This is a genomic window from Bdellovibrio bacteriovorus str. Tiberius (assembly GCF_000317895.1).
GTDB classification, from domain to species: Bacteria; Bdellovibrionota; Bdellovibrionia; order Bdellovibrionales; family Bdellovibrionaceae; genus Bdellovibrio; species Bdellovibrio bacteriovorus_F.
This window is the reverse complement of sequence record NC_019567.1, coordinates 3430600-3457027: the sequence shown is the minus strand read 5'-3', so window position 1 is coordinate 3457027 and position 26428 is coordinate 3430600. Positions and strand designations below refer to the sequence as shown.

Annotated in this window: 26 protein-coding genes and 1 pseudogene; 18 read left to right on the top strand and 9 right to left on the bottom strand. The window is 50.8% G+C overall.

All coding sequences use genetic code 11. The annotated features are described in order from the left end of the window. Window positions 1-31: 31 nt before the first annotated feature. The gene (locus tag BDT_RS16315; protein ID WP_015092338.1) at window positions 32-328 is read right to left on the bottom strand and encodes a hypothetical protein; all 297 of its coding nucleotides are present in this window, start codon (window positions 326-328) and stop codon (window positions 32-34) included. A 32-nt stretch (window positions 329-360) separates the two neighbouring features. Continuing rightward, a complete protein-coding gene (locus BDT_RS16310; protein WP_015092337.1) occupies window positions 361-642 on the bottom strand; it encodes a CsbD family protein in 282 nt (93 codons plus the stop codon). Window positions 643-866: 224 nt separating this feature from the next. On the opposite strand from BDT_RS16310, the gene BDT_RS16305 reads away from it, so the two are divergent. From BDT_RS16305 to BDT_RS16245, 13 genes and pseudogenes are all read left to right on the top strand, one after another. Next, window positions 867-1430, top strand: coding sequence for a flagellar basal body-associated FliL family protein (locus BDT_RS16305; protein WP_235046165.1), 564 nt, complete (start codon window positions 867-869; stop codon window positions 1428-1430). Between the two features lie 9 nt (window positions 1431-1439). Next, complete coding sequence (gene fliM / locus BDT_RS16300; RefSeq protein WP_015092335.1) at window positions 1440-2441, top strand: flagellar motor switch protein FliM; 1002 nt, start codon at window positions 1440-1442, stop codon at window positions 2439-2441. Window positions 2442-2566: 125 nt separating this feature from the next. Beyond that, window positions 2567-2818, top strand: a pseudogene (gene fliN / locus BDT_RS16295) (flagellar motor switch protein FliN); the annotation flags it as partial. Between the two features lie 5 nt (window positions 2819-2823). Beyond that, on the top strand, window positions 2824-3522 hold the full coding sequence (locus tag BDT_RS16290) for a FliO/MopB family protein (protein ID WP_015092333.1): 699 nt from the start codon (window positions 2824-2826) through the stop codon (window positions 3520-3522). After that, window positions 3519-4277, top strand: coding sequence for a flagellar type III secretion system pore protein FliP (gene fliP / locus BDT_RS16285; RefSeq protein ID WP_011165671.1), 759 nt, complete (start codon window positions 3519-3521; stop codon window positions 4275-4277). The genes BDT_RS16290 and fliP overlap by 4 nt, the downstream gene beginning before the upstream one ends. An 8-nt stretch (window positions 4278-4285) precedes the next feature. Then, window positions 4286-4558, top strand: a complete 273-nt coding sequence (gene fliQ, locus BDT_RS16280) for a flagellar biosynthesis protein FliQ (protein WP_011165670.1) — start codon at window positions 4286-4288, stop codon at window positions 4556-4558. Further along, window positions 4558-5337 carry a flagellar biosynthetic protein FliR gene (gene fliR, locus BDT_RS16275; RefSeq protein ID WP_015092332.1) on the top strand — a complete coding sequence of 260 codons (780 nt, stop codon included), beginning with the start codon at window positions 4558-4560 and terminating at the stop codon, window positions 5335-5337. Before fliQ ends, fliR begins: the two co-directional genes overlap by 1 nt. A 32-nt stretch (window positions 5338-5369) precedes the next feature. Next, the gene (flhB, locus tag BDT_RS16270) at window positions 5370-6431 is read left to right on the top strand and encodes a flagellar biosynthesis protein FlhB (RefSeq protein ID WP_041577977.1); all 1062 of its coding nucleotides are present in this window, start codon (window positions 5370-5372) and stop codon (window positions 6429-6431) included. Continuing rightward, window positions 6431-8530: a flagellar biosynthesis protein FlhA gene (gene flhA / locus BDT_RS16265; protein WP_015092330.1), complete on the top strand. Its 2100-nt coding sequence runs from the start codon at window positions 6431-6433 to the stop codon at window positions 8528-8530. Before flhB ends, flhA begins: the two co-directional genes overlap by 1 nt. Continuing rightward, the gene (gene flhF / locus BDT_RS16260) at window positions 8520-9953 is read left to right on the top strand and encodes a flagellar biosynthesis protein FlhF (RefSeq protein WP_015092329.1); all 1434 of its coding nucleotides are present in this window, start codon (window positions 8520-8522) and stop codon (window positions 9951-9953) included. Before flhA ends, flhF begins: the two co-directional genes overlap by 11 nt. Next, window positions 9950-10780, top strand: coding sequence for a MinD/ParA family protein (locus tag BDT_RS16255; protein ID WP_051026329.1), 831 nt, complete (start codon window positions 9950-9952; stop codon window positions 10778-10780). The genes flhF and BDT_RS16255 overlap by 4 nt, the downstream gene beginning before the upstream one ends. 79 nt (window positions 10781-10859) lie before the next feature. Continuing rightward, on the top strand, window positions 10860-11645 hold the full coding sequence (locus tag BDT_RS16250; RefSeq protein ID WP_041577976.1) for a FliA/WhiG family RNA polymerase sigma factor: 786 nt from the start codon (window positions 10860-10862) through the stop codon (window positions 11643-11645). A 548-nt stretch (window positions 11646-12193) separates the two neighbouring features. Next, window positions 12194-12625 (top strand): Ig-like domain-containing protein, encoded by a 432-nt coding sequence (locus BDT_RS16245; protein WP_235046164.1) that lies wholly within the window; start codon window positions 12194-12196, stop codon window positions 12623-12625. A 13-nt stretch (window positions 12626-12638) separates the two neighbouring features. Here BDT_RS16245 and BDT_RS16240 read toward each other — a convergent pair whose 3' ends face one another. Both BDT_RS16240 and BDT_RS16235 read right to left on the bottom strand, forming a co-directional pair. Further along, window positions 12639-13760, bottom strand: a complete 1122-nt coding sequence (locus BDT_RS16240; protein ID WP_015092325.1) for a sigma-70 family RNA polymerase sigma factor — start codon at window positions 13758-13760, stop codon at window positions 12639-12641. Window positions 13761-13768: 8 nt separating this feature from the next. After that, complete coding sequence (locus BDT_RS16235; RefSeq protein WP_015092324.1) at window positions 13769-14074, bottom strand: polyhydroxyalkanoic acid system family protein; 306 nt, start codon at window positions 14072-14074, stop codon at window positions 13769-13771. 174 nt (window positions 14075-14248) lie between these two features. On the opposite strand from BDT_RS16235, the gene aspS reads away from it, so the two are divergent. Then, the gene (gene aspS, locus BDT_RS16230; RefSeq protein WP_015092323.1) at window positions 14249-16063 is read left to right on the top strand and encodes an aspartate--tRNA ligase; all 1815 of its coding nucleotides are present in this window, start codon (window positions 14249-14251) and stop codon (window positions 16061-16063) included. A 69-nt stretch (window positions 16064-16132) separates the two neighbouring features. On the opposite strand, the gene BDT_RS16225 is transcribed toward aspS, so the two are convergent. After that, the gene (locus BDT_RS16225) at window positions 16133-16795 is read right to left on the bottom strand and encodes a hypothetical protein (protein WP_015092322.1); all 663 of its coding nucleotides are present in this window, start codon (window positions 16793-16795) and stop codon (window positions 16133-16135) included. 73 nt (window positions 16796-16868) lie between these two features. Here BDT_RS16225 and BDT_RS16220 point away from each other — a divergent pair, with 73 nt between their 5' ends. Next, window positions 16869-17639 (top strand): DUF1266 domain-containing protein, encoded by a 771-nt coding sequence (locus BDT_RS16220; RefSeq protein ID WP_041577975.1) that lies wholly within the window; start codon window positions 16869-16871, stop codon window positions 17637-17639. 107 nt (window positions 17640-17746) lie between these two features. Continuing rightward, a complete protein-coding gene (locus BDT_RS16215) occupies window positions 17747-18193 on the top strand; it encodes a hypothetical protein (protein ID WP_015092320.1) in 447 nt (148 codons plus the stop codon). A gap of 39 nt (window positions 18194-18232) precedes the next feature. On the opposite strand, the gene BDT_RS16210 is transcribed toward BDT_RS16215, so the two are convergent. The 3 genes from BDT_RS16210 to BDT_RS16200 all read right to left on the bottom strand — a co-directional run bounded on the left by BDT_RS16210 (window position 18233) and on the right by BDT_RS16200 (window position 21822). After that, complete coding sequence (locus tag BDT_RS16210; RefSeq protein ID WP_015092319.1) at window positions 18233-19342, bottom strand: CpaF family protein; 1110 nt, start codon at window positions 19340-19342, stop codon at window positions 18233-18235. Beyond that, window positions 19339-20640 carry a type II and III secretion system protein gene (locus tag BDT_RS16205; RefSeq protein WP_015092318.1) on the bottom strand — a complete coding sequence of 434 codons (1302 nt, stop codon included), beginning with the start codon at window positions 20638-20640 and terminating at the stop codon, window positions 19339-19341. Before BDT_RS16205 ends, BDT_RS16210 begins: the two co-directional genes overlap by 4 nt. Window positions 20641-20715: 75 nt before the next feature. Beyond that, entirely contained in the window at window positions 20716-21822 is a 1107-nt protein-coding gene (locus BDT_RS16200; protein ID WP_015092317.1) for a hybrid sensor histidine kinase/response regulator, read from the bottom strand. Window positions 21823-22042: 220 nt separating this feature from the next. Between BDT_RS16200 and BDT_RS16195 the strand changes: the two genes are divergently transcribed. Continuing rightward, a complete protein-coding gene (locus BDT_RS16195) occupies window positions 22043-24235 on the top strand; it encodes a hypothetical protein (protein ID WP_041577974.1) in 2193 nt (730 codons plus the stop codon). Between the two features lie 55 nt (window positions 24236-24290). Beyond that, window positions 24291-25559, top strand: coding sequence for an amidohydrolase (locus BDT_RS16190; protein ID WP_015092315.1), 1269 nt, complete (start codon window positions 24291-24293; stop codon window positions 25557-25559). Here BDT_RS16190 and BDT_RS16185 read toward each other — a convergent pair. After that, the gene (locus BDT_RS16185; RefSeq protein ID WP_015092314.1) at window positions 25552-26427 is read right to left on the bottom strand and encodes a hypothetical protein; all 876 of its coding nucleotides are present in this window, start codon (window positions 26425-26427) and stop codon (window positions 25552-25554) included. The genes BDT_RS16190 and BDT_RS16185 overlap by 8 nt on opposite strands. Between the last annotated feature and the right edge of the window lies 1 nt (window position 26428).

Sequence of the window (26428 nt, the reverse complement as noted above, 5' to 3'; positions counted from 1 at the left end):
AAAGGGAGGTGGTGCCTCCCTTTTTTATTCGTCAATGGCTGAATTTGTTTTTGATTTCAGCTATCTTATCACCGACCTTGTCGCCCCACTTTTCCATGAAGCCTTTGACTTGAGTGTCATCAATGCCCACGGTGCTCATGGCCTGATGCACACGCTTATCAGCTTCTTCTCTGGAGATTCCTGTTTTTGCAGAAACCAGGGTGATCAGTTCATCGGGATTTTTCATCGCTTTTTTTATTTCTTCGTCGGTCAGGTTCAGACCGGCGAACTTCTGTTTCAAGGCGTTAGAGAAATCGCCAAATTTGTTTTCAAATACCTGCTTGTCCATAACTTCTCCTTCCCTCGACCACAGTCGGGGGCTTAGTGAGACAGCTTGTTTTTGATGTCGTCGATTTTTGAATTCACCTTGTCGGAAGCTGATTCGGCTTTGCCTTCGAACTTTCTGTCCATGTTGGTCATGAACTCAGAAACTTGTTTTGACGCTTCTTCTTTGGAAAGTCCGATTTTCTGCTGAACCAATCCGCTTAAGGCTTCCATGTTGCCTTTGGTTTTTTGAATGTCATCATCGGTCAGGGCTCCCCATTTTTTGCGAAGCTCGCCCGATATTTCCTTGATTTTGCCTTGGAAGATATCCTTGTTCATAAGAACCTCCTTAGTCATAGTTGCTACCTTTATGGGGCGCCTGTTTGGCGAAATAGTCAAATTTTCGCGCCAAAACTTTGGCGCCTGTCATAGAATTACTACCCGGCAAACATTCACCACAGGGGCAAAAATTGCCCCAATTCAAATATGTTGTCCCGCAGTCACTGGCCCTCGGCGAAGGTCCTGTTGGCATCCGTGTTGCTTTCAATCTTGATAGGACCACTATGTGGTCATTCATCATGGAGGATGAAGTGGCTGAAGAAAAAGCGGCAGCATCGGATGTATCGTCAGCTCCGAGCGGGGGATCTGGACAAAAGCCTATTCTACTTATTGCCTTGGCGGTCGTTAATATGCTCGTCGTTGCAGGTGTTGGATTCATGCTCTATTCCAACCGCAAGAAAGAAGCGGCAGAATCTAAAATTGAACAAGTGATCAAAGGCGAAGCAGAAGCTCAGCACAAAGAGGCCACTGAAGAAAAAGAGGTCATCGGTAAAGTCGTTCCTCTGGAAACCTTTATTGTGAATCTGGCGGGCTCTAAAGGCCGTAAAGTCGCAAAAGTGAACATGGAGCTGGAAGTGACCGGCAGCCACGTCATGGAAGAGCTGGAAAAGCGCAAAGCCCAGATCCGCGACATCATTATTATTATTCTATCCAGCAAGACCTATGAGGATGTTTCCTCCAGGGAAGGCAAAGACAGTCTTCGCAGTGAAATCAAGGACACCATCAACTCTTTCCTGGTTCAGGGAAAGATTTCCAACGTGTTCTTCACCGAGTTTATTTATAACTAAGGCAGGACTATGAATCAGGTTCTTTCACAAAGTGAAGTGGATGCTCTGTTAGCCGCGGTCTCTGACGGGGACGTGGGCTCGCCAGAGGCGTCCAAGCCCGAAGCGCAGAACGTCGGTAAAGTCGACGAGCGCAAGATCGTTTCTTATGACCTTACCAGCCAGGACCGTATTATTCGTGGCCGCCTTCCTCAACTGGAAGTTATCTACGAGAAATTCATGCGTGCCTTCCGCGTTTCTTTGTCATCTGCTTTGCGTAAAATCGCTTCCATCACACTGACTTCCACTGAATTCCTGAAATTCGGGGAGTTCATCAATACATTGCCAATGCCGACGTGCATGTCGGTGCTGCGTTTCGGAAACCTGCGTGGTTCCGCACTGTTCGTGATCGAAAGCAAGCTGGCTTACGCACTGGTTGACAGTTTCTTTGGCGGTGCTGACCGTCCTTATACAAAAATCGACGGCAAGGACTTCACCCCAATTGAGCTTTCCATTGTCCAAAAGGTGGTGGGTCTGGCGATCAACGATATGGAAATGGCGTGGGCCTCCATTGAAAAGATCGGCTGTTCTTTTGTTCGTACCGAGGTGAACCCGCAGTTCGTGGGTATCGTGCCTCCGACGGACGTGGTTATTGCCTCCACGTTTGACGTGGAGCTTGAAAACGCGACGGGCACGATCTCTATCGTGATTCCTTACGCGACCATCGAGCCGATCAAACAAAAACTGCAGACCGGTTTCCAGGTTGAAACCGATCAGACAGACAAAAAGCTTTGGACTGCGATCATCCAGGAACAGCTTCTGGAAACAGACATGGAGATCAAAGTGAACCTGGGCGAAACCGAGATCAAGCTGAAAGATCTCATGAACCTGAAAGTCGGCGATGTGATTCCGCTGGATCAGGATGCTTCGGGTGAATTCGACGTGGCGGTCGAAGGTGTCAGAAAGTTTAAAGGTTATTACGGAATACATCATGGAACCGTGGCTGTGCAAGTGACCAGACCGGTGGAAAAGTAGGGGGATGAATGAGCGACGATACATTGGATAATCTGGCGGATCAGCTGGTGGCGGAAGCTGCCGGTATGGCTGAATCCAGCGGAAGAAAAGCTTCCAGCGAGATGCCAACACATAAAGACAGAAACCTGAGCCTGATCCTCGACATCCCTTTGAAAGTGTCAGTGGAATTGGGCCGTACCAAAATGCCGGTGAACGAACTGCTGAACCTGACTCAGGGTTCCGTGATCGAGCTGAGCAAGCTGGCGGGTGAGCCGATGGAAGTTTACGTGAATGACAAGTTGATCGCCCGCGGCGAAGCCGTGGTGGTGAACGAAAAGTTCGGCGTGTGTTTGACGGATATTATTTCACCTGCTGAGCGCGTAGAGCAGCTCAGATAAGAGGTATGAAGATGCGTTGGTTGCTTTCTTTGATCTTTGTAGTTTCAGTTTCTGCCCATGCGGAGCAGGCGTCCACGCCAACGGCGGCAGCGTCTGAATCCCAGGAGCTTTCCGCGGCCGCGACAGCAGAGCCAAATGATCTGCCAAAGACAGAGTCAAAGGATGTCACTAAAAATGACAACCGCAAAGAATCCGAGATTCTTCTGAATCTGGAATCCAATAAGAAAGCAGCCTCTGAAGGCGGCGGACTTTTCCGTATTCTTTTCACCCTGTCCATGCTGGGTGTTGTGGGTACGGGCGCGTTCTTCTTCCTGCGCAAGTATAAAGTTCCCAAAGCGATGAAACATCAGACGCAGATCAAGGTTTTGCAGCAGCACTACCTGGGTCCGAAGAAAAGTCTGGCAATCGTGCGCGTGGCGGGCGAGTCCATCCTGATCGGTGTGACGGATCATAATATCTCCATGATCAAGTCCCTGTCCCTTCTGGATGACGAAGTGCCTGAAGAAGCGCCACAAAGCTTCGGCAAAGTTCTGGGTCAGTCCAATTCCAAAAATGTGGACTTCGACGACACGGCGGCTGAAGAGGAAACTCCGCCTTCGCGCAAACGCAGCGCCAAGGATCTGGATCTGGACGAGGAATTTGCGATCAGTGGAATCAAGGATATCGTTTCCAAACGTCTTAAAGGCATGAGGTCTTTTCAGTGATCAGAAATAAATGGGCTCTTTGGAGTCTGCTTCTTTTGCCTCTGGTATTCTTCTTCGGTTCCAGTGCGTTTGCCCAAGTGACATTGCCAACAATGAACCTGGGTTTCAAGACAACCGACAACCCAAATGAGGTTGTGAACGCGGTGAAGTTGATCATGGTTATGACGGTGCTGACTTTGGCACCGGCGATCCTGATCATGATGACCGGTTTCACCCGTATTATTATTGTGCTGTCCTTCCTGCGTCAGGCGATGGGTGTGCAGCAGATGCCACCGAATCAGCTTCTGGTCGGACTGGCTTTGTTTTTGACTTTCTTCGTGATGCAGCCGGCGTTCAACGAAATGAACACCAACGGCATCCAGCCATATATGGCTGGCACGATTTCCCAGGATCAGGCGATTGAAAGAACTTTCGCGCCTTTGCGCAAGTTCATGTTCAATCAGACCCGTGATTCGGATCTGGCATTGTTCATTAAACTTTCCAAAGTTGAAAAACCAAAAACCCGTGCCGATGTTCCGACAATGGTTCTGGTTCCGGCCTTTGTGGTGTCCGAATTGAAAACGGCCTTCCAGATCGGCTTTATCATCTTCCTGCCATTCCTGGTGATCGACATCGTCGCTGCCAGCGTTTTGATGGCGATGGGTATGATGATGCTTCCTCCAGTTGTGATTTCGTTGCCCTTTAAGATCATGCTTTTTGTCCTGGTGGATGGATGGGGTTTGCTCATCGGTTCCATGGTCAAGAGTTTCGGGTGAGGTGAATAATGACAGATGAATTGGTAATCAGACTGGGACAAGACGCTCTTCGCACGACAGCCATGCTGGCGGCGCCACTTTTGATCAGCACGCTGGTCGTGGGTTTGGCAGTCAGTATCTTCCAGGCTCTGACTCAGATCAATGAGGCGACGTTGACCTTCATTCCAAAGATGATTGTGGTGGCGGCGGTGTTCGTTCTGGCCGGGCCATGGATGATGGACGTAATGAGCTCTTACACTGTGAATCTTTTTGAAAATATTGCCGTGATGGTGAGGGAATAGTGCTGAACTGGAGTGCGATGACCGAGGCTCAGATTCTGCTGTTTGCGCTGGTTCTGCTGCGCATGCTGGCGTATGTGATCTCTTCCGCGGTTTTTGGCTCTCCGTTGGTGAATACGCCGGTTAAGATCCTGCTTTCTCTGGTATTGAGTATGGTGCTTTACCCGGTGGTCAAAGTCGGCAACGTCGACTATCTCGTAATTTCCAATGAAATCATTGGCTTGGCAGTCCGCGAATTGATTGTCGGATTGGCTCTTGGTTTTTTAACCCGGTTGTTCTTCTTTGTGGTCAGTATGACAGGGGACCTGGTTTCCATGAGCGTGGGTCTGAGCGCGGCTCAGCTTTATAACCCGATGATGGGTTCCCAGGGTGGGGTGATCGAGCAGTTCTATTCTGCCATGGCGACTTTGGTGTTTTTGGCCATCAATGGCCATCACATGCTGATCAGTGCGATCGCGCAAAGCTATGAGCTTGTGCCGGTCAGTTCTTTGGCTTTGAATTTTGGTCCGTTTGCGGAAATCGCCGTATTCGGACAAGTTGCATTTGTAATGGCGATCAAGATGTGTGCCCCGGTACTGGTGGCGATCCTGATTGCCAATCTGGCAATGGGTATTCTGGGAAGAGCGGTCCCCCAGATCAACGTCCTGGTAACAAGTATGCCGGTGACGATCATGCTGGGTATGGCAGTGGTGTTTATCTGCCTTCCGCTTTTGATTATGGAAATGAATGGGGTTGTTGAAATCACAGCTAGCAAACTGTTTGATGTGATGAAACACTTATAGGGTAAGGCTTTTAAGTTCTAGGAAGGAACGAGATGGCTGAAGATAACGGCGAAAAGTCCGAAGAAGCAACGGACGCGAGACGGGAAGAGTTTCGCAAACGAGGGAACGTTGCACATACAAAGGAGCTGGCGTCCGCAGTAATGTTACTTGCGGCGGCTGGTGGCGTGTATGCTTTGGGCCGTTTTTTCTTCAAGGAAATGTACGAGGTTTTCCAGCACTCTTTCGGCGACGACATGGTGAAAATGGTGCGTGAAGGTAACTTTACCGAAGCGGCCCAGTACTGCGGTGTGAAAGCCATGATCCTGATTGCACCGGTTCTTTTGTTTGCCGGTATCATCGGCGCCGCCTCTTCAATTGTGCAAATCGGCTTTCTGCAGGTCGAAGACGCTGTTTCCCCTAATTTTGAAAAAGTAAATCCGGTTGAGGGCTTCAAGCGTGTTTTCAGCATGCGTGCCCTGGTCGAAGCTTTGAAGTCCATTTTGAAAATGGGTGCCGTGGCCATGGTGCTTTACTTCCTGCTGCGCAGTGAAGTCACGCAGGTGCCATACATGCTGACTTATTCCATCGATCAGATCATCGCCTACATTGGTGTGATCGTGGTGAAGCTTCTGGGTGGTGTCGGTGCCGTGATGCTGGTGATTGCCGGTGCTGACTATTTCTATCAGCGATTTGATCTTGAAAAGAAAATGATGATGACCAAGCAAGAGGTCAAGGAAGAACACAAGCAGCGCGAGGGTGATCCGATGATCAAGTCGCGCATTCGCCGCATTCAGCGCGAAATGGCGAGCAAGCGCATGATGTCCGAGATTCCGAAGGCGGACGTCGTCATCACCAATCCGACCCACATTGCAGTGGTTCTGAAGTATTCGGACAATCTGCCGGCACCGCAAATCGTGGCGATGGGTGCGGATCACGTGGCGGAAAAGATCAAGGAAATCGCGCGCGAAAACAATGTGCCGATCGTGGAAAACAAACCACTGGCGCGCACGATCTTCAAGACTTTGAAAATTGGACAGGTTATTCCCCGGGAGCTCTTCGTGGCTGTGGCTGAAGTGCTTTCATACGTTTACCGTTTGCGTAGGAAGAAAAGATAATGGATCAGTTGTTTCAGTTCTTAAAACGATTTGACAAGATCACCAAGAACACGGACTTGTTCATTGCCGTGGGCTTGCTTGCCGTATTGGCCGTGATGATCATCCCGCTTCCGCCGATGATGCTGGATCTGGCACTGACTTTCTCGTTGGCGATCAGCATCCTGATCCTGCTGGTAAGTATCTATACCGATCGCGCTCTGGATTTCACATCCTTCCCGTCATTGCTTCTGATGACGACTTTGTTCCGTCTGGCCCTGAACGTGGCGACCACCCGTTTGATCCTGACCCACGGTCACGAAGGTGAACAGGCGGCAGGTCACGTGATCGCGTCTTTCGCCAACTTTGTGGTTGGTGGTAACTACGTCATCGGTTTTGTGATGTTCCTGATTCTGATGATCATCAACTTCATGGTTATCACCAAGGGTTCCGGGCGCGTGGCGGAAGTTGCAGCCCGATTCACCTTGGATGCAATGCCTGGTAAACAGATGTCCATCGATGCAGAGTTGAACTCCGGTCACATCACCGAAGCCGAAGCGCGCAAACGCCGTAAGCAGGTGGAAGGTGAAGCGGACTTCTATGGAGCGATGGATGGTGCCTCCAAGTTCGTCCGTGGTGATGCCATTGCCGGTATCATCATCACCCTGATCAACGTGATCGGTGGTTTGGGTATTGGTGTGATCCAAAAAGGTCTGGATGTCGGAACGGCTGCCAAATACTACACCATGCTGACTATCGGTGATGGTCTGTTGTCCCAGATTCCGGCGCTTGTGATCTCCACCGCGGCCGGTATCATCGTGACTCGTACTTCCAACTCTGACAAAGACGTTGGTGAAGAGGTCACAGGTCAGTTGTTTGTGAAGCCTCGTGCTGTGATGATTTCGGGCGCGGTTCTGGTTCTTATGGGTCTGGTGCCGGGGCTGCCGACATTGCCGTTCCTGCTGATGGGTGGTTTGTTGTGCGGAACTTCCTGGGTTATCAAAAAAGCCCGCGCCGAACAGGCTGAAGTCGCCAAGAAACAATCCGAAGCGGCGCTGACTGCTCCGAAAAAAGAAAATATCGAAACGATGCTTCCGCTGGACATGGTCGAGCTGGAAGTGGGTTATGGCCTTATCAATATTGTTGAGTCCGATCACAGCGGTGACCTGCTGGAGCGTATCGTCAGTATCCGCAAGCAGTTTGCTTTGGATCTGGGGATTGTGGTTCCAAGTATCCACATCCGCGACAACCTGCAGTTGGCCCCGGGCGAATACCGCCTGATGATCAAGGGCAACCGCGTGGGTGGTGGCACCCTTCGTCCGGAAGCACTTCTGGCAATGGATCCGGGCAATGTGGCCGAGCGTATCGAGGGGATTCCAACCAAAGAACCGGCGTTTGGCCTGGATGCTTTGTGGATATCGCCTGTGCGTAAAGAAGACGCTGAAGTTGCCGGTTACACCGTGGTGGATCTGCCGACGGTTATGGCCACTCACCTTACCGAGATTATCCGTACTCATGCGCATGAACTTCTGGGTCGTCAGGAAGCGTCCACTCTTATTGAGAACTTCAAGAAGTCTCATCCAAAAGTGGTTGAAGAGCTGGTGCCGGATCTTCTGCCACTGGGATCTGTGGTTCGCGTGTTGCAGAACCTGTTGAAAGAACAGGTTTCCATCCGTGATCTTCTGACAATCTTTGAAACTTTGGCCGACGATGCGCCTCGCACTAAGGACATCGAGGTTCTGACTGAACAGGTTCGTCGTGGTCTGGCTCGCGGTATCACTGCGAAGTACACCACGGATATGGGCAATATCCCGGTGATGACATTGCACCCGCACATTGAAGAGCTGATTGCCAATTCCCTGTTGCAGACAGAGCAGGGGGTTCAGCTGGTTATGGATCCAACGACGGCCCATCGTCTGATCAACGAAATCGCGCGGACGGTGGAACACCATCCGGAAGTGGCCGGTCAGCCGATCCTGCTGACCAGCCCGACATCGCGCCGTCATTTGTATAAGTTAACTTCCCGTTTTATCCCGCAGCTTGTGGTGCTTTCACACAATGAGTTGTCTTCGGATGCGGATGTGAAATCGGTTGCACTCGTGGAGATGAGCCATGCAGGTTAAGAAATTTGAAGCGCGTACCATGAAAGAAGCCCTCGAGATGGTCAAGACCCAGCTGGGTCCTGATGCCATCATTCTGTCGGCTCGTGACAACAACAAGAGCTTCGGTCTTGTCGGGGAAGGCAGCGTGGAAATCACCGCAGCAGTCTCTGAGGAAACCCTGCAGAAAAAGAAGTTTGCTGAATCTCGCCTGCGCGAGCAGGATCGTGCCCGTTTCCAGAACAGCACAGCCCGCCAGCAGAAAGAGCTGATCCACAAAATGGTGGAAAAGCATGTGCAAAAGAACACGGCACCAACTCCGATCACTCAGCGTCGTTATATCGACATTGAAGATGAATCCGAAACACGGGTTCGCAACGCCGCTCAAAGAGCTTTGAATGCCTTCCAGGAGCAGGATGAAATTTTCTCCCGCAGTGGTAACTCGGCTCCACGCAAGGCGGCTGCCCCAGCTCCGGCGCCAGTAAAAGCGGCACCAGTGGCAAGACCGGTGGTTGCAGCGGAAAGCCCGGAAGTGATTGCATTGAAAAATGAAATCGCCAGCCTGAAACAGGTGATCACGCAGTTCCAGCAGATGCCTCAGACGTTCACGGGTTCTCACCCGGGTGCAGACTATGGCATCAACTATGACCTGAGTTTCGTTTTTGAAAAGCTGACGAAAGCGGGCATGGCTCCGGAAATCGCGGCAGAGATCCTGACTACAGCTCAGGAGACTCTTCCGGCTTTGAAATTGAAAAATAAATCTTTGGTTGAAGCCTATGTGGCCCGCCATGTTTTGGATAACACCAAGATTGCCCAGAATCCGACTCAAGGGAAGATCCACTGCTTTGTGGGCCCAGCGGGCAGCGGCAAGACTTCTGCTTTGATCAAAATGGCCAGCCAGATGGTGGTTCGTGAAGGCAAAAAGATTGCTCTGTTCACAACAGACACTTTCAAAGTGGGCGCGGCTGATCAGATGAAGATCTATGCGCAGATTCTGAATGTGCCATTCTCGGTGATTCGCACCCAGAATGACTGGACGAATCTGATGCGCTATCTGGCGAATGTGGATTGTGTGCTTGTGGATTACACGGGCCTGAGCCTGAAAAGCAACGACGAGATTCATATGCTGAAAAGCCTACTTCCTCCGGCGGCATTGAATCCAAATATTCATCTGACGTTGTCAACCAACGCCAAAGACAGCGATGCGACTGAGCTGGGCCGCAGATATTCTGTTCTGGGTTATAAAGATGTGATCTTCACGTCTTTGGATGAATCCACCCAGCACGGGACTATTTACAACTTTATGAAACGCTTTGATGTGCCATTGCATTCCTTCGGTATCGGTCCGCGTGTGCCAGAGGACTTCGAGTTCGCAACCAAAGAGCGTCTTTTGGATCTGATTTTCAGAATCACTAAATTCAAACAACAGGACTCTGAAGCTGTATGAGAAATATGAACGCTTTTGATATGCAGCGCACACGCACGATCAGCATCACTTCCGGCAAAGGCGGGGTGGGGAAGACCACTCTGGTGGCGAACCTGGCTTTGTCTTTGGCTCAAAAAGGGAAGAAAGTGCTGATCCTGGACGGGGACCTGGGGATGGCGAACGTGGACATTTTGTTCGGTGTTCGTCCTTCCGGAAACATGCATGACATTATCGCCGGTCGCAAGGAAATGCGCGACATCCTGATGGAAGTGTCCAAGGACGTCTTCCTGATTCCAGGTGGCAGTGGGGTGGTTGAATTCAATCATCTGAATCATTTCGAAAGAAGAGCCATGGTGGAAGCCGTCAGTGCTTTGCCTCTGGGTTTTGACTATCTGCTGATTGATACCGCCCCGGGGATTGCTGAAAACGTTTTGTTCCTGAACTCGGCGGCTCAGACGGTATCTGTGGTGATCACTCCGGATCCGGCAAGTTTTGCGGATGCTTATGCGCTGATCAAGGTTCTGCACAAGCAGTACAAGGTGAATCACTTCTCTATTATTTGCAATCAAGTGCGAGATGAACAGGAAGGTCTGGGTCTTTACCAGCGCTTCAACGATGTGGTGAACAAGTTCCTCTACATTGGTCTGGATTATTGGGGCTCAGTTCCCAATGATGTGGTTTTGCGAAAAGCAAACCAAATGCAACGTCTCATTGTGAGACACGATATCAGTGCTGAATCTTCCAAGGCGATTCGTCAAATTTGTAATCAGGTGGAGAAATCCTCCAAACAAATCGAGAGCACCGGTGGCATGCAGATGTTCTGGGATCAGGTCGTGGGGAGCGCTTAGGTCCAACTCCACAGTTATGTGAGAATTGGACTTTTAGGGCATGGACCTGTTTGATAACATAGACTTCAAGAGGGAAAATATGGGGAAAAATGCGGCATTGTTGAAGAAGTACAAGGAAGAGCCACGCAAGCTCGCTCCGACGCAAAAAGATGACCTTATCAGAGAGTACGCTCCGTTGATTAAGTTCATCGCTCAGAAGATTGCGGTACGACTTCCCTCCAATATCGAGCTGGATGACCTTATTTCTGCAGGTGTCATCGGTTTGATGGATGCGATTGAAAAGTACGACTCCACTCGTGACAATAAATTCAAAACCTATGCTGAATTCCGCATCCGTGGAGCAATCCTGGATGAACTTCGTGCACAGGACTGGGTTCCCCGCTCTATCCGTGACAAAGCCAAGCTTTTGGATAAAACCATGGTGCAACTGGAAGCTGATCTTGGTCGTACTCCCTCCGACGAAGAAGTGGCTAAGGCACTGAATGTAAATATTGATGAATTCCACGATCTGGTGAATCAGGTTCGCCCGGTCAGTTTGTTGCCAATCGATCAGGCGACAAGCTTCAGCAATACCGACAAGAAATCCATCATGGATATTCTTGAAGGTTCCCGCACCAACAGCCCGTTCAATCAATTGAATGTTAAAAACATCAAAGAAGTTGTGGCGCAGGCGATTGAAGAATTGCCAGAGCGTCAGCGCCTGGTTCTGTCTTTGTATTACTACGAAGATCTGAACTTGAAAGAGATCGGTCAGGTTCTGCGCGTGACAGAATCCCGCGTGTCCCAATTGCATGCTCAAGCCGTCGCCCGTCTGCGTGCGAAACTGGCAGCAACCATCGGCGCTGGCGAACTCGAAATCGCCTGATAGTCAGCAAACGAGAATAAGAAAAAATTTGAGACTCCCGGAGAGAAATCCCGGGAGTTTTTTGTTATCGGGCATATCACAAAGTGGCAGGGTCTTTGCTTAAGGGTTCTTTATAAGCATGAATGCTTATGAAAACCACAAGGAGGAAACCGTGGGAACAGAAAGAACAAACAGGCCACAACAGGGTGATTTGAACAAAGACAGATCTCAAAGAGAAGAAAGCAGCCGTTTGGAGAGAGAGCGTTCTTCCGAGAGAGGTTCTCAAACATCCCAAAGACCTCAACAAGATAGATCCGACAGAAGAAACAGCAGATAGCCGTTCTCCTTTTGTCTTCGAGCGAGAAGGGGCCTTCCTTAAAACGGAAGGTCCCTTTTTTATTTTCCCTTCCAACAGTTCATTAATCGGGGCAAAGTGCCCGTTCAAGCGGGGCGGGATGACCTGTGGTTAATGACAGCAGACGCGCCCTTCTATGAAATTCCCACCATCGAAGAAATTCATTTTGCGCCATCATCGCGATGGGAATGAAATGGATTTTAAGGAGGTGCTTATGAAAATCTTAACAGGTCTTTTTCTGGGTCTACTCCTCGCTTCACCCGTTTTGGCATACGAGGATTTCAACGAAAGCGATATCAATGAAGTGTACGTGATCAATGTGACGGACGACACGACAACGCTGGACCGGGATTACTATTACAATTTCGGGCGCACACGTTTGTTCCAGGATAAACGGGCAACATTTTATCTGCGCAACAACAGCGGACTTCCCATGTACATTAATGATTTTGATATGAGCGGCGACAATTCTTTTGATTACGCTGAAAACTGCCCTCAGATTCTTTTCAGAGGCCAGCAGTGCCGTATTCGTGTGTTCTTTGAACCTCGTCGTTTGGGACAGCATCGCGCGGAACTGGAAATTGAGCTGACTCCTCAGGAAGACGTCGTACTGAATTTGCGTGGGCGCGGTGTCTTGAACTACTAAAAGACAAAGACGCCTACTCTGAGGCGTCTTCTTCCATCTTGGCTTTGATTTTTTTCATCAGGCGGGCCTCCATCTGACGGACGGCCTCGCGGGTGATGCCGTGCTTTTCGCCGATCTCCTGCAGGGTCAGCGGATCGTCATTCAGAATACGTTCATCCAGAATGATCTTTTCCCGCTCAGAAAGTTCCGGACGGATTTCTTCAATCTTTTGTTTCAGAATTTCCAGCTGTTCACTGTGGGCCATGGCTTCATCCAGTGGCTGGTCGGAAGGACCGCGCTGCAAATCCCCCAGAGTGGTGCCGGAATCATCGTCCACCGGACGATCCAGACTGACATCGCGACCGGACATACGCATGGTCATGTCGCGCACTTCGTCTTCGGGAATACCCAGGCGGCTGCTGATCAATCCGATATTGGGTTCAATGCCCATGGCATCCAGTGCTTCTTTTTCTTTTTGCAGCTGATAGAACAGTTTGCGCTGGTTCTGAGTGGTTCCGATGCGCACCAAAGAATACTGACGCATCAGGAATTCCTGGATATAACCGCGAATCCACCACACCGCATAGGTGATCAGACGGGCGCCTTTGTACGGGTTGAACTCGCGCACGGCGTGCATCAGACCGACGTTGCCCTCTTGGATCAAGTCGATCATTTTTGAACCGAATTTGGAATATTCAGCAGCGACTTTCACCACGAAACGCAGGTTGGCTTTCACCAGGGCCTGGGCCGCTTCAGGGTCTTTGCTTTCAAAGTATTTTTTGGCCAGGGCCATTTCTTCTTCGCGGGTCAGAACTTTGTAGCGACGGATCTCGTTCAGATACATCACCAAAGGATCAGCGGAAGTAATGGCCTTGGAGGTGTCGGCGACAGCAAGAGTTTTGGTGTCTTCCTCCACTTCAGGAAGGTCGTCCTCGACACTTGGGACGGCGTAGGCTTTTTCGGCCTCTTCATGCGAGCGAAGTTCGTCGCTGTGAGCGTCTTCCACCAGCTCGGCCACAACTGTTTTTGATTCAGTGGGGGCGGGCTTTGTGTTCTTCCCAGACGCAGCCTTGCCCGCGGGCTTCTTGGCAGAAGCCGTCTTGGACGGGGACTTGGTCTTAGGGGTGGAGGGGCTTTTTGCTTTCGTTTTCGCCATAAGCTCAACTAGCCAAGGTATTTAGCCAGTTTCCTTTGCAGAGTCTCGGTGACTTTACCTTTGAAGGGGGTCAGCATCAATGGCAGATCCACGGTGACAGAGACTTTGCTCCCTGCGCCAGCCGTAGCCACGGTCATATCCGCTTTAAACTGGGATCCCTTGAGGTTGGCGCACTTGGTGCCGTCATCAAAAGAGCACTGAATTTTTGGGTCAAAGCGTCGAATATCCTGATCATTCGAGAGGAATTCTTTGATCTTCTTGTAGGCTTCTTCCGCGGAATGGCTACTAGAGTGATCAATCGTAAACTTAGGCATCGGATATCTCCTTATTTCTGTTTTGAAATTATAGGGGGAAATGCTTGGTAAATGAAGCAGAATGGCTGGGTCTGGGGGACTCTCTTAAGGTTCTGTTATGGAGAGTATAAGAATATGGTTTTTGACTGCAATGGCACAATATGTAAATCTGGGGCCCACGAACAAGGTAGACATATGAAGTTTGTTAAAGAGCTAAAAAGAACACATTATTGCGGAAGTCTGGGCGTTTCCCAGGCAGGTCAAAAAGTTGTATTGATGGGTTGGGTCGATGTGCGACGTGACCATGGCAGCTTGGTATTCATCGATTTGCGCGACCGTGAAGGCATCGTTCAGGTTGTTTTGGATCCAAATAAAGCCGAGACCGCTTCCTCAAAAAATCTGCGCGGTGAATTTGTTCTGGCGGTTGAGGGTGTGGTTCGTGCACGTCCAGACGGCATGAAGAATGCGAAAATCAAAACCGGTGAAGTTGAAGTTGAAGCGATCCGCTGCGAAATTCTGAATGAATCCGCGGTCCCGCCATTCCAGGTCAGCGACACGAATGTGAACGAAATGCTGCGTTTGAAATACCGTTACCTGGATCTGCGCAGCTCGCGTCTGTCCAGCCATCTGATCACTCGTCATAAAGTAGCCCAGCTGGTTCGTCGTTTCCTTTCGGACAACGGTTTTCTGGAAGTTGAAACTCCGATTCTTTACAAGTCCACTCCGGAAGGCGCGCGTGACTATCTTGTTCCTTCCCGTGTCAATCCGGGTCATTTCTATGCGCTGCCTCAGTCTCCGCAGACGTTGAAGCAGCTTTTGATGATCTCCGGTTACGACAGATACTTCCAGATCGCCCGCTGCTTCCGTGACGAAGATTTGCGTGCAGACCGTCAGCCGGAATTCTCCCAGATCGATATGGAAATGTCCTACATCGATCAGGAAGACATCATGGAGATGAACGAAAAGCTTCTGCGCACGATCTGGAAAGAGATCAAGGGCATCGACGTGGGCGCAATCCCGCGCATGACTTACCAGGAAGCGATGGACAGATACGGTATCGATAAACCGGACACGCGTTTCGGGGTTGAGATCAAGGATCTTAAATCCATCGTGACGGGTTCAGGTTTTAAGGTCTTTGACGATGTTCTGGCTCGTGGCGGGATCGTTCGTGGTATCGCAGCTCCGAAAGGCGGCAGCTATTCCCGTGGTCAGCTGGATAAACTGACTGACATGGCGAAACGCGCGGGCGCAAAAGGTCTTGTGTGGATCAAATTAGAAGCGGACGGCACGCTGTCTTCTTCTGTTTCCAAATTCTTCAGCCCTGAAAAACTGGCTGAAATGTTCAAAGCCTGCGGCGGTGAAGCCGGTGACTGTGCTTTGGTTGTTGCGGATGATTACGACACCGCTTGTGCGGCATTGTCCACGTTGCGTTTGCACCTGGGCCGTGAGTTGAATCTGATCGACAACAGCAAATACAAATTCCTTTGGGTGGTGGACTTCCCATTGCTTGAGTACTCTCCGGACGAAAAGCGCTGGGTGGCTCGTCACCATCCGTTCACATCTCCAAAGGATGAGTTCGCGCAGGATCTGGTTAATAACAATGAAGCTGCTTACGGCAAGATGCTGGCGAAAGCCTACGACCTTGTGTGCAACGGTTACGAAATGGGTGGCGGAAGTATCCGTATCTATCGCAACGAAATTCAGCAGGCGATGTTCCGTCTGTTGGGCATGAGCGAAGAGGAAACCCAACACAAGTTCGGCTTCTTCCTGGAGGCTTTGAAATACGGAACTCCTCCGCACGGTGGTATCGCCTGGGGTATGGACCGTCTTGTGATGCTTCTGTGTGAAACAGATGCGATCCGTGAAGTGATTGCGTTCCCGAAAACTGCGAAGGCAACAGACTTGATGTCTGACTGCCCAAGCGAGGTGAACCGCGATCAGCTGGCGGAAGTCGGTGTTCGTCTAAGCACACTGGCTGAAAAGCATCTGGAAGATCTGAAGAAGAGCTAAAAGATAAAAAACAAAAAAGCCCGGGATGGAAACATTCCGGGCTTTTTTTATTTCTAAAATGATTTCAATTTATTCCAGTGCGGATTCAACAGTGATCGGGCCTTCGATCGTCTGCACCTGAATGCGACCGACTTCTGCCGACTCAACCCCGGCCACCGGTTCCTGCTTCAAAGAATTATCAATGGGGCCAGACACCGATTGCAGATCCAGTTCGTATAGTGCCGCTGGTGGCAGGCGCAGGGTCACATGTCCTTCGCGAGTTTCAATGCGAATCTGTTTTTTGAAAGTCTCGGGTACGTAAACTTCAGCTTTTAGGTGCGAGTCGGTGGTCTTGCTCAGTTCCTGACCGTTCACGTTCATCTGAATCCAATGGCTGGCCAGTGGTTCCTGAAATTCAAGATGCAGGCGGGTTTTTTCGGCGGTTTGCAGGATGTAGCGGCCTTCTTCAAAGCGGGGCACTTTGCCGGACAGGCGCACTTTCAGGGTGCTGCCATTGTAGGTGCGCAGTTCAACATCCACACGGCGGGAAGAGATCAAAATCTCGTCCATACCCTGCAGGAAAAATTCCTCGTTTTCTTCATGAGTCTGACCTTGCAGAAAACGGTCCGCGACGGAATTGAAGGCGTTAAAGACAGTTCCGGGGTTATTGAAGACGTAACCCATCAACAACATCAAAGAGCCAGCAAGAATAAAAAATAATGCCGCAGCGGCAAGCAGGAGCTTCTTTAACATGCGAAGAAACTAACACATTGAAAAAGCAATTGAAACGTATTTGAATTGAGGAAGGCCGGTGAAAGGGGTTTCCATGCAGCGCATTTTGCCAGAAACAGATCTTGAAAAAAAATTGATGTCTTTGGGTGCGCCGTTTATCGAGGAAAATCAAGTTCTTGATGAGCTGTTTCAAGTTGTCGGGTCTGATTTGGAAGAAGGCAAAGAGCTTTCGCCCGAAATCCGCGAACAGGTCATGGATGAAATCGGTGAGTATTTCTTCCGCCTGGATATGAACTATGGCCCGGACATCAAGCTGGATTGTCTGGCGATTCTGGAAGAGTTCTGGGGCGTGGCTGACCGTGAAACCTGCCAGAAAACTTTAGAAAATATCCGCACGCAGGGTCACCGCACGAAATTCAATGTTCTAAGATCCGCTTTGCCTTCTGATGGCAGCATTGATGCTGTTTCCATGGAAAAGTTTCGTCAGATCTTCCGTTTTGATCTGGAAGAAGGGCAGGAGCTTCAAATGAGCGACGCAGATTACAGCAAGCTTGCTTTGTGGGTTCAGCGCACGAATAAATATCTGAAAGAACCCGGCATCCTGGCCTGGGATGCTTCCCGCTATGTTCATCTGGTGCGACTGAGCTTCGTGGCCGGGCACCTTTCAGACATTCAGGCCTGGTCCGAGATCCTGAAGCTGGCTCCGTTAATTGAAGGCCGTTTTTCCAACTGGATGGATTTTTCCCAGAGCTTCCTGATCGGGCGCACGTTCTGGTCAGGGTCGGATGATCCTCGCGTGAAAGCCATCTGTGAAAAGCTGCTGGGGCACCCGGCAAGTCCATGGCAGTTTATCAGCTGGTCTTAGGTCCAGATCTTCCAATTCCGTCTCAAGTTTATACGTTCGATTCCGATACGTTTTCTATCAAGTGAAGACCAGGATGGACTTCATAGATACACACACGGAGGTGTGAGATGGAAAAAATCAGCGGAATCCTGCCAGCAACGGCAAGGACTCGAGCGATAGACACTTCGGCATCCCAGCCAGCCCGTCCCGGAGCTTTGGCCCTGGGGCGACCGATGGGGAAGAACTCTCTGGGTGATCGCATCACGTTGAGCAAACAAATGGAAGAAATGCGGGCAACCGGAAACCTTCCTGAACAACAACTGCAGCCGGAGGCCTCTCCCGTATATAAAAGACCGGCGGGTGAAACGAACAAGTTGAAGGTGATTGAAGACCTGAATCAGAAGTTCTTCAATAATCCGAAATCGGTGGCACGCGAAGGCGACCAGACGAAGTCGGAAGAAACCTTCACCAAAGCAACCGAGAATGAAGGATTGTTCTTTGTTGAAAAAGATCTGCGCGCACAGGAGCAAGCGCCCCTGAAACCGCAGACTGATAGTACCAAAGTAGTAGCTTAAATTTGAAAACCCGGACGGCGCCCCTCGCTTTCCGGGTTTTTACTTTTCCTGCTCCAGCAGAAACCCGGTTTCTTCCAATGAAGTGATGCGATAGACGCCTTTCATGCGGCGGGATCCATCGGCCTTTCTTTCAGCCACGATCACATAATCCAAAGACATTTGAATCAGTCTGCGAATGGCGGAAAGACTCCATTGCGGAGCCCCCATCTGAATCAGCATCTCAAGACGTATCAATGCCTGACCCGCATCCTGCGCATGCAAAGTGCCAAAGCTGCCGCTGTGACCTGTCGCTAAGGCCATTAAAAAGTCCTTGGCCTCTGCGCCACGCACTTCACCCATGACCATGCGATCGGGCCGCAGACGCAGTGACCTTCGCACCAGTTGCGCCTGGTCCACAGAAGGCAAAACCCCTTGCGGATCTTCGCGGGTTAAAAGTTTTAAGCTGGCTTTGTTGGGAAGGGAAATTTCGGATGTGTCTTCGATGACGACCATCCGCTCGTTTTCCGGCATCAGATTCAAAAATGAATTCAGCACCGAGGTTTTGCCAGAGCCGGTAGGGCCCACCACCAGAAAATTTTTCCGCCGCTTTACGATGTCTTCAAAAAACGGCAGGCAATCAGGCGGGCACCACTGATGTTCGGCCAATCGGGAAAAGCTCCACGGGTTTTTGGGATGACGGCGCAAAGTCACGTGAGGATGAGTCTGTGTCAGTTCTGCGCCAATCAGGCTTAAACGAAAGTCGCCAAATCGTCCGTCGGCGCAGGGAAATTCCGTGGTGATATGGGCATGAGCTGCGTGGCTGAGGCGATCCAGGAAATTGCGATAGCTGGTGTCAGAGAAAAAATAATCCGGATGCTTTTGCAAATGGCCCGCACGTTCAAGCCAGATCGCGGAAGGCCCGTTGATCAGAATCTCTGTGATACTTTCATCGTTTAGCAGGCTTTCAATCGGCCCCCACGCATGCATTTCATTTTGCACCCGCAAGCGGGCTTCGGCCGTGACTGAGGCGGTGTGCAGATCCAGGATTTGCTCAATGCGCTGAGAGCGCAATTTGTGCTGTTCTTCTGAGCTGAGTAAAAACTCATTCAAAGGAAGTTTCAGAATGTCATCGTGAATGCGGTCATAGATATGTTTGGCTTCGCTGATCATAGGCGACGGCCCTGCAGGGTGTTTAGGTGCTGGGGAGCAGGGTTTTCTTCACCTTCCCGTAAAATGGAGGGACGCACGAAGATGACAAGTTCGGAACGATTTTCTTTGAAGTCCTTGCTGGCAAACAGCGCGCCCACAACAGGAAGGCGTGAAAGCAGGGGAAGGCCCTCGGAACTTTTTCCGTCTTCGCTTTTTAATAAGCCGGACAGCGCAATGGTCTGCGGTCTGGTCAGATCAAAATGACTGGAAACCCGGTTGGTCAAAATTCCCGGCACGTCATCGACCTTGCGCGAATCATCGACGGTGGAAACTTCGGTTTCAATCGAGATGCTCATGCGTCCGGCGGCGTCCGCTTTGGGTTTTACGCGCAGTAAGATCCCGTAGCGCTTCCACACGATGTCCTGCATTTTATAGTTCATGATCTTGATCGGGAATTCGCCGCCGGCCAGGAACTCGGCCTCTTTGCCACTGCGGCAAAGGATGTTCGGGCTTGCCAGAATTTTACCCTGGCCTTGAGCTTCAAGGGCGGTCAGGTTGAAAGGAAGTTCATCTCTTTCCCAAACTCCGTCGGGCATAAGCTTCGCGGAATAACCCGCGGGTGGGCGTAGGCCGTACTTCAGGGAAAAGTCTTTTTTGATTTCAGCCACGGTGATTTGCACCTTGATGGTCGGTGCAACGTCCAAACTGGTTTCGTCCTTTAGCAGGCTGACTCCGAAGGATGTCAGAAGCTTGCTGTATTTTCGGAAGGTCTGATCGGTGCCGCTGACTCGGACTTCCAAAGCGGGTTCAAAGATCAATGTCTGGGGCGGCAGATGGGATTTGTAAAACAAGTCGCTGAAATGTTCCTGAGCTTGTTGCTGTAAAGAAGCGGTCATCCGTGCCCGCATTTGATAGCTTAGATTTCGCGCGCGCATATAGTCCGCCAGATGAATCCAGTCCTGTAGACGATACAACTGGCCTTCGATTAAAAGATCACCTTCGTTTAACGACGCCCGCAAACCCACGCGCGATTTCAGGTAAGTTGTCAGATCCTGAAAAGAATCTTTCTTGGACGGATGCAAAACCTGCACGCTGTAAAGGGCCGATCCCACTTTGACTGTGGTGACGCCTTCGCGGCGGCCGACCAGATTCAGTTTGCCACCCTGGCCTTCGGCGGTCAGGATTTCGCGGTCTTGAATCCATACTCGATCCTGTCCCTGTAAAGGCACGGATTTTTGTTCACCCAGTCCCAACACCAGCGCGGTTTGGGAATAAGCAGGAAAAGAAATAAGCATCAGGAAAAACAGTAAAGTTTTCATGAGCGGGTTTTAAAGCAAAGCCCGTGCAGAGTTGTCGGCAGGATAGTGCGGGGTCAGGGCCGCGAGCCGGACACCCTAGGCCAGTGGCAGTTCAAAGAACACCATCACACCCTGAGCCGTGTTTTTAAACTGCAGGTGGGACTGGTGTGACTTTAAAATAGACTGGCAGATGGTCAGACCCAAGCCTGTTCCGGTGGAGTGGTGCATGACGTCCTCGTCAATAAAGAAGGGCTTCATGATTTTGTCCACTACAGACGTGGGCAGGTGAGGGCCGATATTGGAAACGACAAAACGCAGATTGTTCCCGCTTTTCAGGCTTTCCAGGTGAATCTCGCTGCCGTCGGTTCCGAATTTTGCGGCATTATGAATCAGTCGCAGCATGACTTGTTTGATCAGGCGAACGTCGGCTGAAACGGCCAATGGTTCCAGCTTGCTGACCAGCTTCTGCTGCTTTTTATTCAGCAGATCCTGCACCTCTTTACTGATGGCTTCGTCAAATTGGGTGAAGGCCACCTGCTGCATGTCTATTTTAAGTTGATTGGTTTCCGCGCGCACCACCAGCAGAACATCTTCCACCAGGGTTTTCAGGCGCTCGGCACTGCGGGTGATACGGTTCACCATCAGCTTGTCTTCGTCGTTCAGTTTGGATTCCGCCAGCAGGGAAGAAAAACTTAAGATCGAAGTCAGCGGGGTTTTCAGTTCATGGTTGATCAGAATCATGAAATTGGATTTGGCGACGTCCAGGCTTTTAAGTTCTTCCAAGGCACGCGCCAGTTCCGTGTTTTTTGTTTTCAATTCCTGGCCCAGAACATAGCGGTCGATCGCGTGTTCCACAGTATTGGTCAGATCCACCGGGTCCCAGGGCTTGGTCAGATAGCGGAAGATCTGACCTTTATTCACGGCACTGATCACGGACTCCAGATCGGTGTAACCGGTCAGTAAAATTCGCACAGTCTCAGGATGAGACGCCAGAGTTTTTTCCAGGAATTCCACGCCGGTCATTTCCGGCATGCGCTGATCGGTGATGATCAAAGCTACGGGGCCCGGATGTTCGTCCAGCACCGCCAGTGCCTCTTTGCCCGAGGTGGCCTTTAAGACGTTGTATTTCTTTCGGAAGAGGCGTTCCAGGGCGTCAACATTATCCACTTCATCGTCGACACACAAAATTGTGCTTTTAATCATATGAGGTAGTGTAGGAGCTGGAAATAGCCAGTGCAAAGGATTTCCAGCTGGTCCATCGTACCGTCCGGGTCGAGTCCTGCTAAATGTGAGAAATATGCTGGTCGACAGTCTAGATTCATAATCTTTCAACATTTAGACCGGGAATGCATCAAGTTGAAGCGCTATTCTGACGAAGAGTGGAACGATAGAAGTTTTTTTATTCCTTTTCAGGAGATCGTGTATGAAGTTTTGGATGCGCATTGCAGCTCTTTTCACCTTGGTGATGAGCTATGCAGCTGGTGCCCAAGCCCAAATGTGGGGCACAGGTATGTACGGTGGGATGCAAGCCTGCCCGTATGATTACTCTGCTGGTGCCGGTTCCTCCAGCTATCTAGATGAAATCAAAGAAGCTCAGGCTGAAATCAGCGAAGCACAAAAGCAGCTTCGTGCAAAACAATCTGAATTGAAGAAGATCGACAGATCCCTGACTCGTTCCCGTAAAGATGTTGAAGACGTGGTTTCTGAAGACTATTCAGAGCTGATGTTCGAGCACATCGAGAACAACGTCAGCTGTAAAGAGTACAAAGGCATGGGCGCGAGTGATGAGTTTATCGCGCAGGGGCAGGAAGGTGATGCTTCCGTTCAGGCTGGCGGCACTCGTGAAGTTCACGGCTTCAGCATCCAGGAATGGGCGCGCGTTTGTGATCCGAATAAAAACGGTTCTGTTTCCGGCACGGTTTGTTCCACTCCAAAATTCCGTCAAAGTGAAAAAGGTCGTGCAACGACTGAAGATTGTAAAAAAGGTCTTTCTGATTACAAGAAGGGTTACTCTCAAAGAAACAAAGTCACTCGTGAAATTGATGCTTTGAAAAACCTGATCGACAACAGAAAAGAAGACATCAAGATCGCGAAAGAAGATTACGCTGATGAACAGCGTGAACGTCGTCGTGAGATCTCGGAAGGTGGCGTGTGCGTTGACTGTATCGCTTCCGGTTCCGGTTACCAGTATCAGAAACCAGAAACCAACTGGGGTTCTGTGATCGGGAACGTTGCATTGGGTGGTTTGTCCATCCTTGCTGGTTACAAAACAAATCAAATGATTGCTGACGCGAACTCCAACATCGGTTGGCCGACAGACCCTTGGGCTTCCACGGGTTACGGTTACGGTTTGGGCGCGATCGGTACTGGTATCGGCCAGATGGTCGGTGGCGGCAGTGGTATCTATGGTTCTATCGGTGGTGGTATCGGTGCAGGTGCATTTGGTTGTGCCGGCAATAACGGTGGTGCTTACGGTATGATGGGTCCTTACGGCGGCATGAACGGTAATGGCATGTGGGGTAACCCATATGCGATGGCCGGCCTTGGTATGGGCGGCATGGGTGGCGGTATCTATATGCCAGGGATGGGTCCTTGGGGTATGGCCGGTCCATGGGGCATGGGTGGTCCATACGGCGGCATGGGTGCCATGATCGGCGGTATGGCCGGCGGCATGATGGGTGCTTACCCTGGTTCTATGATGGGTGGTATGGCCGGAATGATGGGAGCTTATCCAGGTGGCATGATGGGTATGGGCGCGATGGCAGGCGGTATGGCCGGCATGATGGGCGCGTATCCGGGTGGCATGATGGGCATGGGCGCATTGGCTAGTGGAATTATCGGAGCTTACCCAGGTGCTATGATGGGTGGCGGTATGATGGGTGCTTACCCTGGCTCTATGATGGGCGGCATGGCCGGCATGATGGGCGCATATCCTGGCGCAATGGTTGGCGGTATCGGCGGTGGTATCATGGGTGCATACCCAGGTGCCATGATGGGCGGTATGGCTGGCATGATGGGAGCTTATCCAGGCGGTATGATGGGTATGGGCGCGATGGCTGGCGGTATGGCCGGTATGATGGGCGCGTATCCAGGTGCGATGGTCGGCGGTATGGCTGGCGGCATGATGGGTGCTTACCCTGGCGCTTTGATGGGCGGCATGGGTGGTATGGCCGGAATGATGGGCGCATATCCTGGTGGCATGATGGGCATGGGCGCAATGGCCGGCGGTATGGCTGGTATGGGCGGCATGGCCGGTGGCATGGCGGGAAGCCTTGGCATGATGCAGATGCAGCAGCAGATGATGCAGATGCAAATGCAGCAGTATCAACAGTATATCCAACAACAGCAGTCTTACATGCAACAGCAGGTTCAAAGACAGCAGGTTGTATCCAGCTTGCAACAGGAACTTTATGGATTGTTGTATAGAATCCAGCAGGTTCAATACGGTGTAGGCGGCGTGGGTGGCTCTATCGGTATCGGTGGTGGTATTGGCATCGGCACAGGCATCGGTGGTCCAACACCAATTGGTGGTGGCATCGGTGGTCCTCAGCCAATTCCGGTTCCGGGTACAGGCGGCGGGACAACAGGCCCGGCTCCAATCCCTTCTGCACGCTAAATAGCAAATTAAACAGTTAAATTAATTAAGGCCTTCTGCTAAAACAGAGGGCCTTATGCTTTTTAAAATCCCGCGTCTTTACGACAGTCACACGCACTTTATCGCAACGGGCGAATTCGCTTCGGGGCTTCGTTTTGAATCGATCAGATCCCTGCAGGATTTGCAGAATCTGGATCGCACCAAGCCGGGATACTATCGTCAGCACTGGCTGGTGGGGTTTGGCTGGGACGAACGCCAGTGGCCGGTGCACGAACAGCCGCACAAGGATCTTCTGGATAAAGTCTTTCCGGATATTCCGGTTTACTTTGCCCGCATGGACGGACACAGCAGCTGGTTGAATTCCGCAGCCCTTAAAGAAATGGACTTGGATTCCGCCACGGGCATTCTGACCGAAAAAGACCATCTGCGCGCCTGGGATCACTTGCCGTCATTCTCTAAATCCCAGCAACGAGCCAATATTCTGCAAGCCTGCCGCACCTTCAATGCCGCTGGATTTACTCACGTGCGCGACCTGAGCTGCACTGAATCCCTGTGGAATATGCTGTGTGAGGTCGCCGATGCCGGAGACCTGACTTTGGCGATCGAGGAAAATTTCACCTCCCACGACATGAATGACTTTGATTCGATGCTGACTGCGGCACTGGCCGCGAAAAAACAGGATCGTCCCTTGCTTCGCTCCAAAGGCATCAAGGTTTTCTATGATGGTTCATTGGGATCTGAGACGGCTTTGCTCAGTCGTCCTTACAACGGCGAGCGCTCTGGCAATCAGGGGCGCATTCTGTGGGATATTGCGGATATCGAAACAATGATGAAACGCACCTGGGCCGCAGGCTTGGAGTTTTCAGTTCACACAATCGGGGATGAGGCTGCTCATCACATCGTGCAGGCCGCCCGCAAAATTTCAGCGCAAGGGGCCGTGGGCCGCTTGAATCTGGAACACGCGCAAATTCTGCGCCCGGAGACCATTCAGATGATGAAGCCTTTGCATGTGCGCTGTCATATGCAGCCTTGTCACTGGCTGAGCGACCGTGTGTGGCTGATGGAAAAACTGAGAGAGCTTTACCCGTATGTCTTCCCATGGGAAGCCTTGCGCCTGGCGCAGATCCCGATTTCTTTTGGTTGTGACAGCCCGGTGGAGCCTTCTTCTTTCTGGCGCAACTATCTGGCGTTGGAGGAAAGTCCTCAGGCGCGCATTCGCAAATTTAATGGCGACATTACGGTGGTGCATGCGCACCCGGATAAAACTTTTGCACCGGACTGTCATTCGGTGATTGAAGACGGTGTGGTGAAAGAAGTCGTCTTTAACGGCAAGAGGATTATTTAAACGACGGCTTGTCGATGATGACCTTTTTGTCTTTCAATGCATAGATGCCGCCGCCTACTAAAATCGCGGCGGTCGGGATCAGCCACTTTTTATTTCTTTGCACCCAGCTTTTTTCTGTTTCTTCATCGGCTTGATTTGTTGCCTGCACACAACTGGCGGTGAAAAACACGCGCGCTTGCAGGGACAGATTGATGTCGTCAATCTGGGACTGGAAGCCGCCACAGCCGCCTTCGACCAAGGCTTGCGGATGGTTGGTCTGTTGCAATAGCTGCGCAAAGGTTCCATAGAAACTGATGCTGGCATGGGAATCAGAAATCAGCGTGAAGTGATATGGGGCCTCGGTCACGATCTTTAACCGACTGCTTTCTTCCAGCGGGATCGGCTGACTTTCCACCGCCAAAGCCTTCATCCACGGATTGAGCTTTCTTAGATTTTCCAAAGACACTGTTTCAACTGCGCAGATGGTGAGGCTGGATTCGTCCTGCAACAGGCTGAATTTGCAGTGCAGATTGCGCACGGAGCTTTGTGCTTGTGGAGAGAGCTTTCCACTTTGCCATTTCGAAGTCAGATCCTGCAAAAACTGCAGACTTAAAGATGACAGAGCAGACTGCTGATTCAGTCGATTGAGGGTTTCAAGTCCTTGCGGAATTTCACTTGGGGAAAGATCTGCCAGCTGAAACAGCTGCTGTTCTTGTTGGGGGGCCTGTTGCAACTTTTCAGTTTGCACATCGCTGTAGGATCGTGCGGAAGGGTTTTCCTGCAAATATTTTTTGAATTCAGCGGGGGATGCCGAAGGTGCCTGAATCAGTACCTGAGCCTGCGCAGCCGTCGCCAATAGAAATAATAGAATTGCAATTGGGGTTTTCATT

Coding starts and splice junctions, on each gene's coding strand:
- BDT_RS16315 (WP_015092338.1), bottom strand. CDS start 328: ATGGACAAGCAGGTATTTGAAAACAAATTTGGCGATTTCTCTAACGCC.
- BDT_RS16310 (WP_015092337.1), bottom strand. CDS start 642: ATGAACAAGGATATCTTCCAAGGCAAAATCAAGGAAATATCGGGCGAG.
- BDT_RS16305 (WP_235046165.1), top strand. CDS start 867: ATGTGGTCATTCATCATGGAGGATGAAGTGGCTGAAGAAAAAGCGGCA.
- fliM (WP_015092335.1), top strand. CDS start 1,440: ATGAATCAGGTTCTTTCACAAAGTGAAGTGGATGCTCTGTTAGCCGCG.
- BDT_RS16290 (WP_015092333.1), top strand. CDS start 2,824: ATGAAGATGCGTTGGTTGCTTTCTTTGATCTTTGTAGTTTCAGTTTCT.
- fliQ (WP_011165670.1), top strand. CDS start 4,286: ATGACAGATGAATTGGTAATCAGACTGGGACAAGACGCTCTTCGCACG.
- flhB (WP_041577977.1), top strand. CDS start 5,370: ATGGCTGAAGATAACGGCGAAAAGTCCGAAGAAGCAACGGACGCGAGA.
- flhA (WP_015092330.1), top strand. CDS start 6,431: ATGGATCAGTTGTTTCAGTTCTTAAAACGATTTGACAAGATCACCAAG.
- flhF (WP_015092329.1), top strand. CDS start 8,520: ATGCAGGTTAAGAAATTTGAAGCGCGTACCATGAAAGAAGCCCTCGAG.
- BDT_RS16255 (WP_051026329.1), top strand. CDS start 9,950: ATGAGAAATATGAACGCTTTTGATATGCAGCGCACACGCACGATCAGC.
- BDT_RS16250 (WP_041577976.1), top strand. CDS start 10,860: ATGGGGAAAAATGCGGCATTGTTGAAGAAGTACAAGGAAGAGCCACGC.
- BDT_RS16245 (WP_235046164.1), top strand. CDS start 12,194: ATGAAAATCTTAACAGGTCTTTTTCTGGGTCTACTCCTCGCTTCACCC.
- BDT_RS16240 (WP_015092325.1), bottom strand. CDS start 13,760: ATGGCGAAAACGAAAGCAAAAAGCCCCTCCACCCCTAAGACCAAGTCC.
- BDT_RS16235 (WP_015092324.1), bottom strand. CDS start 14,074: ATGCCTAAGTTTACGATTGATCACTCTAGTAGCCATTCCGCGGAAGAA.
- aspS (WP_015092323.1), top strand. CDS start 14,249: ATGAAGTTTGTTAAAGAGCTAAAAAGAACACATTATTGCGGAAGTCTG.
- BDT_RS16225 (WP_015092322.1), bottom strand. CDS start 16,795: ATGTTAAAGAAGCTCCTGCTTGCCGCTGCGGCATTATTTTTTATTCTT.
- BDT_RS16220 (WP_041577975.1), top strand. CDS start 16,869: ATGCAGCGCATTTTGCCAGAAACAGATCTTGAAAAAAAATTGATGTCT.
- BDT_RS16215 (WP_015092320.1), top strand. CDS start 17,747: ATGGAAAAAATCAGCGGAATCCTGCCAGCAACGGCAAGGACTCGAGCG.
- BDT_RS16210 (WP_015092319.1), bottom strand. CDS start 19,342: ATGATCAGCGAAGCCAAACATATCTATGACCGCATTCACGATGACATT.
- BDT_RS16205 (WP_015092318.1), bottom strand. CDS start 20,640: ATGAAAACTTTACTGTTTTTCCTGATGCTTATTTCTTTTCCTGCTTAT.
- BDT_RS16200 (WP_015092317.1), bottom strand. CDS start 21,822: ATGATTAAAAGCACAATTTTGTGTGTCGACGATGAAGTGGATAATGTT.
- BDT_RS16195 (WP_041577974.1), top strand. CDS start 22,043: ATGAAGTTTTGGATGCGCATTGCAGCTCTTTTCACCTTGGTGATGAGC.
- BDT_RS16190 (WP_015092315.1), top strand. CDS start 24,291: ATGCTTTTTAAAATCCCGCGTCTTTACGACAGTCACACGCACTTTATC.
- BDT_RS16185 (WP_015092314.1), bottom strand. CDS start 26,427: ATGAAAACCCCAATTGCAATTCTATTATTTCTATTGGCGACGGCTGCG.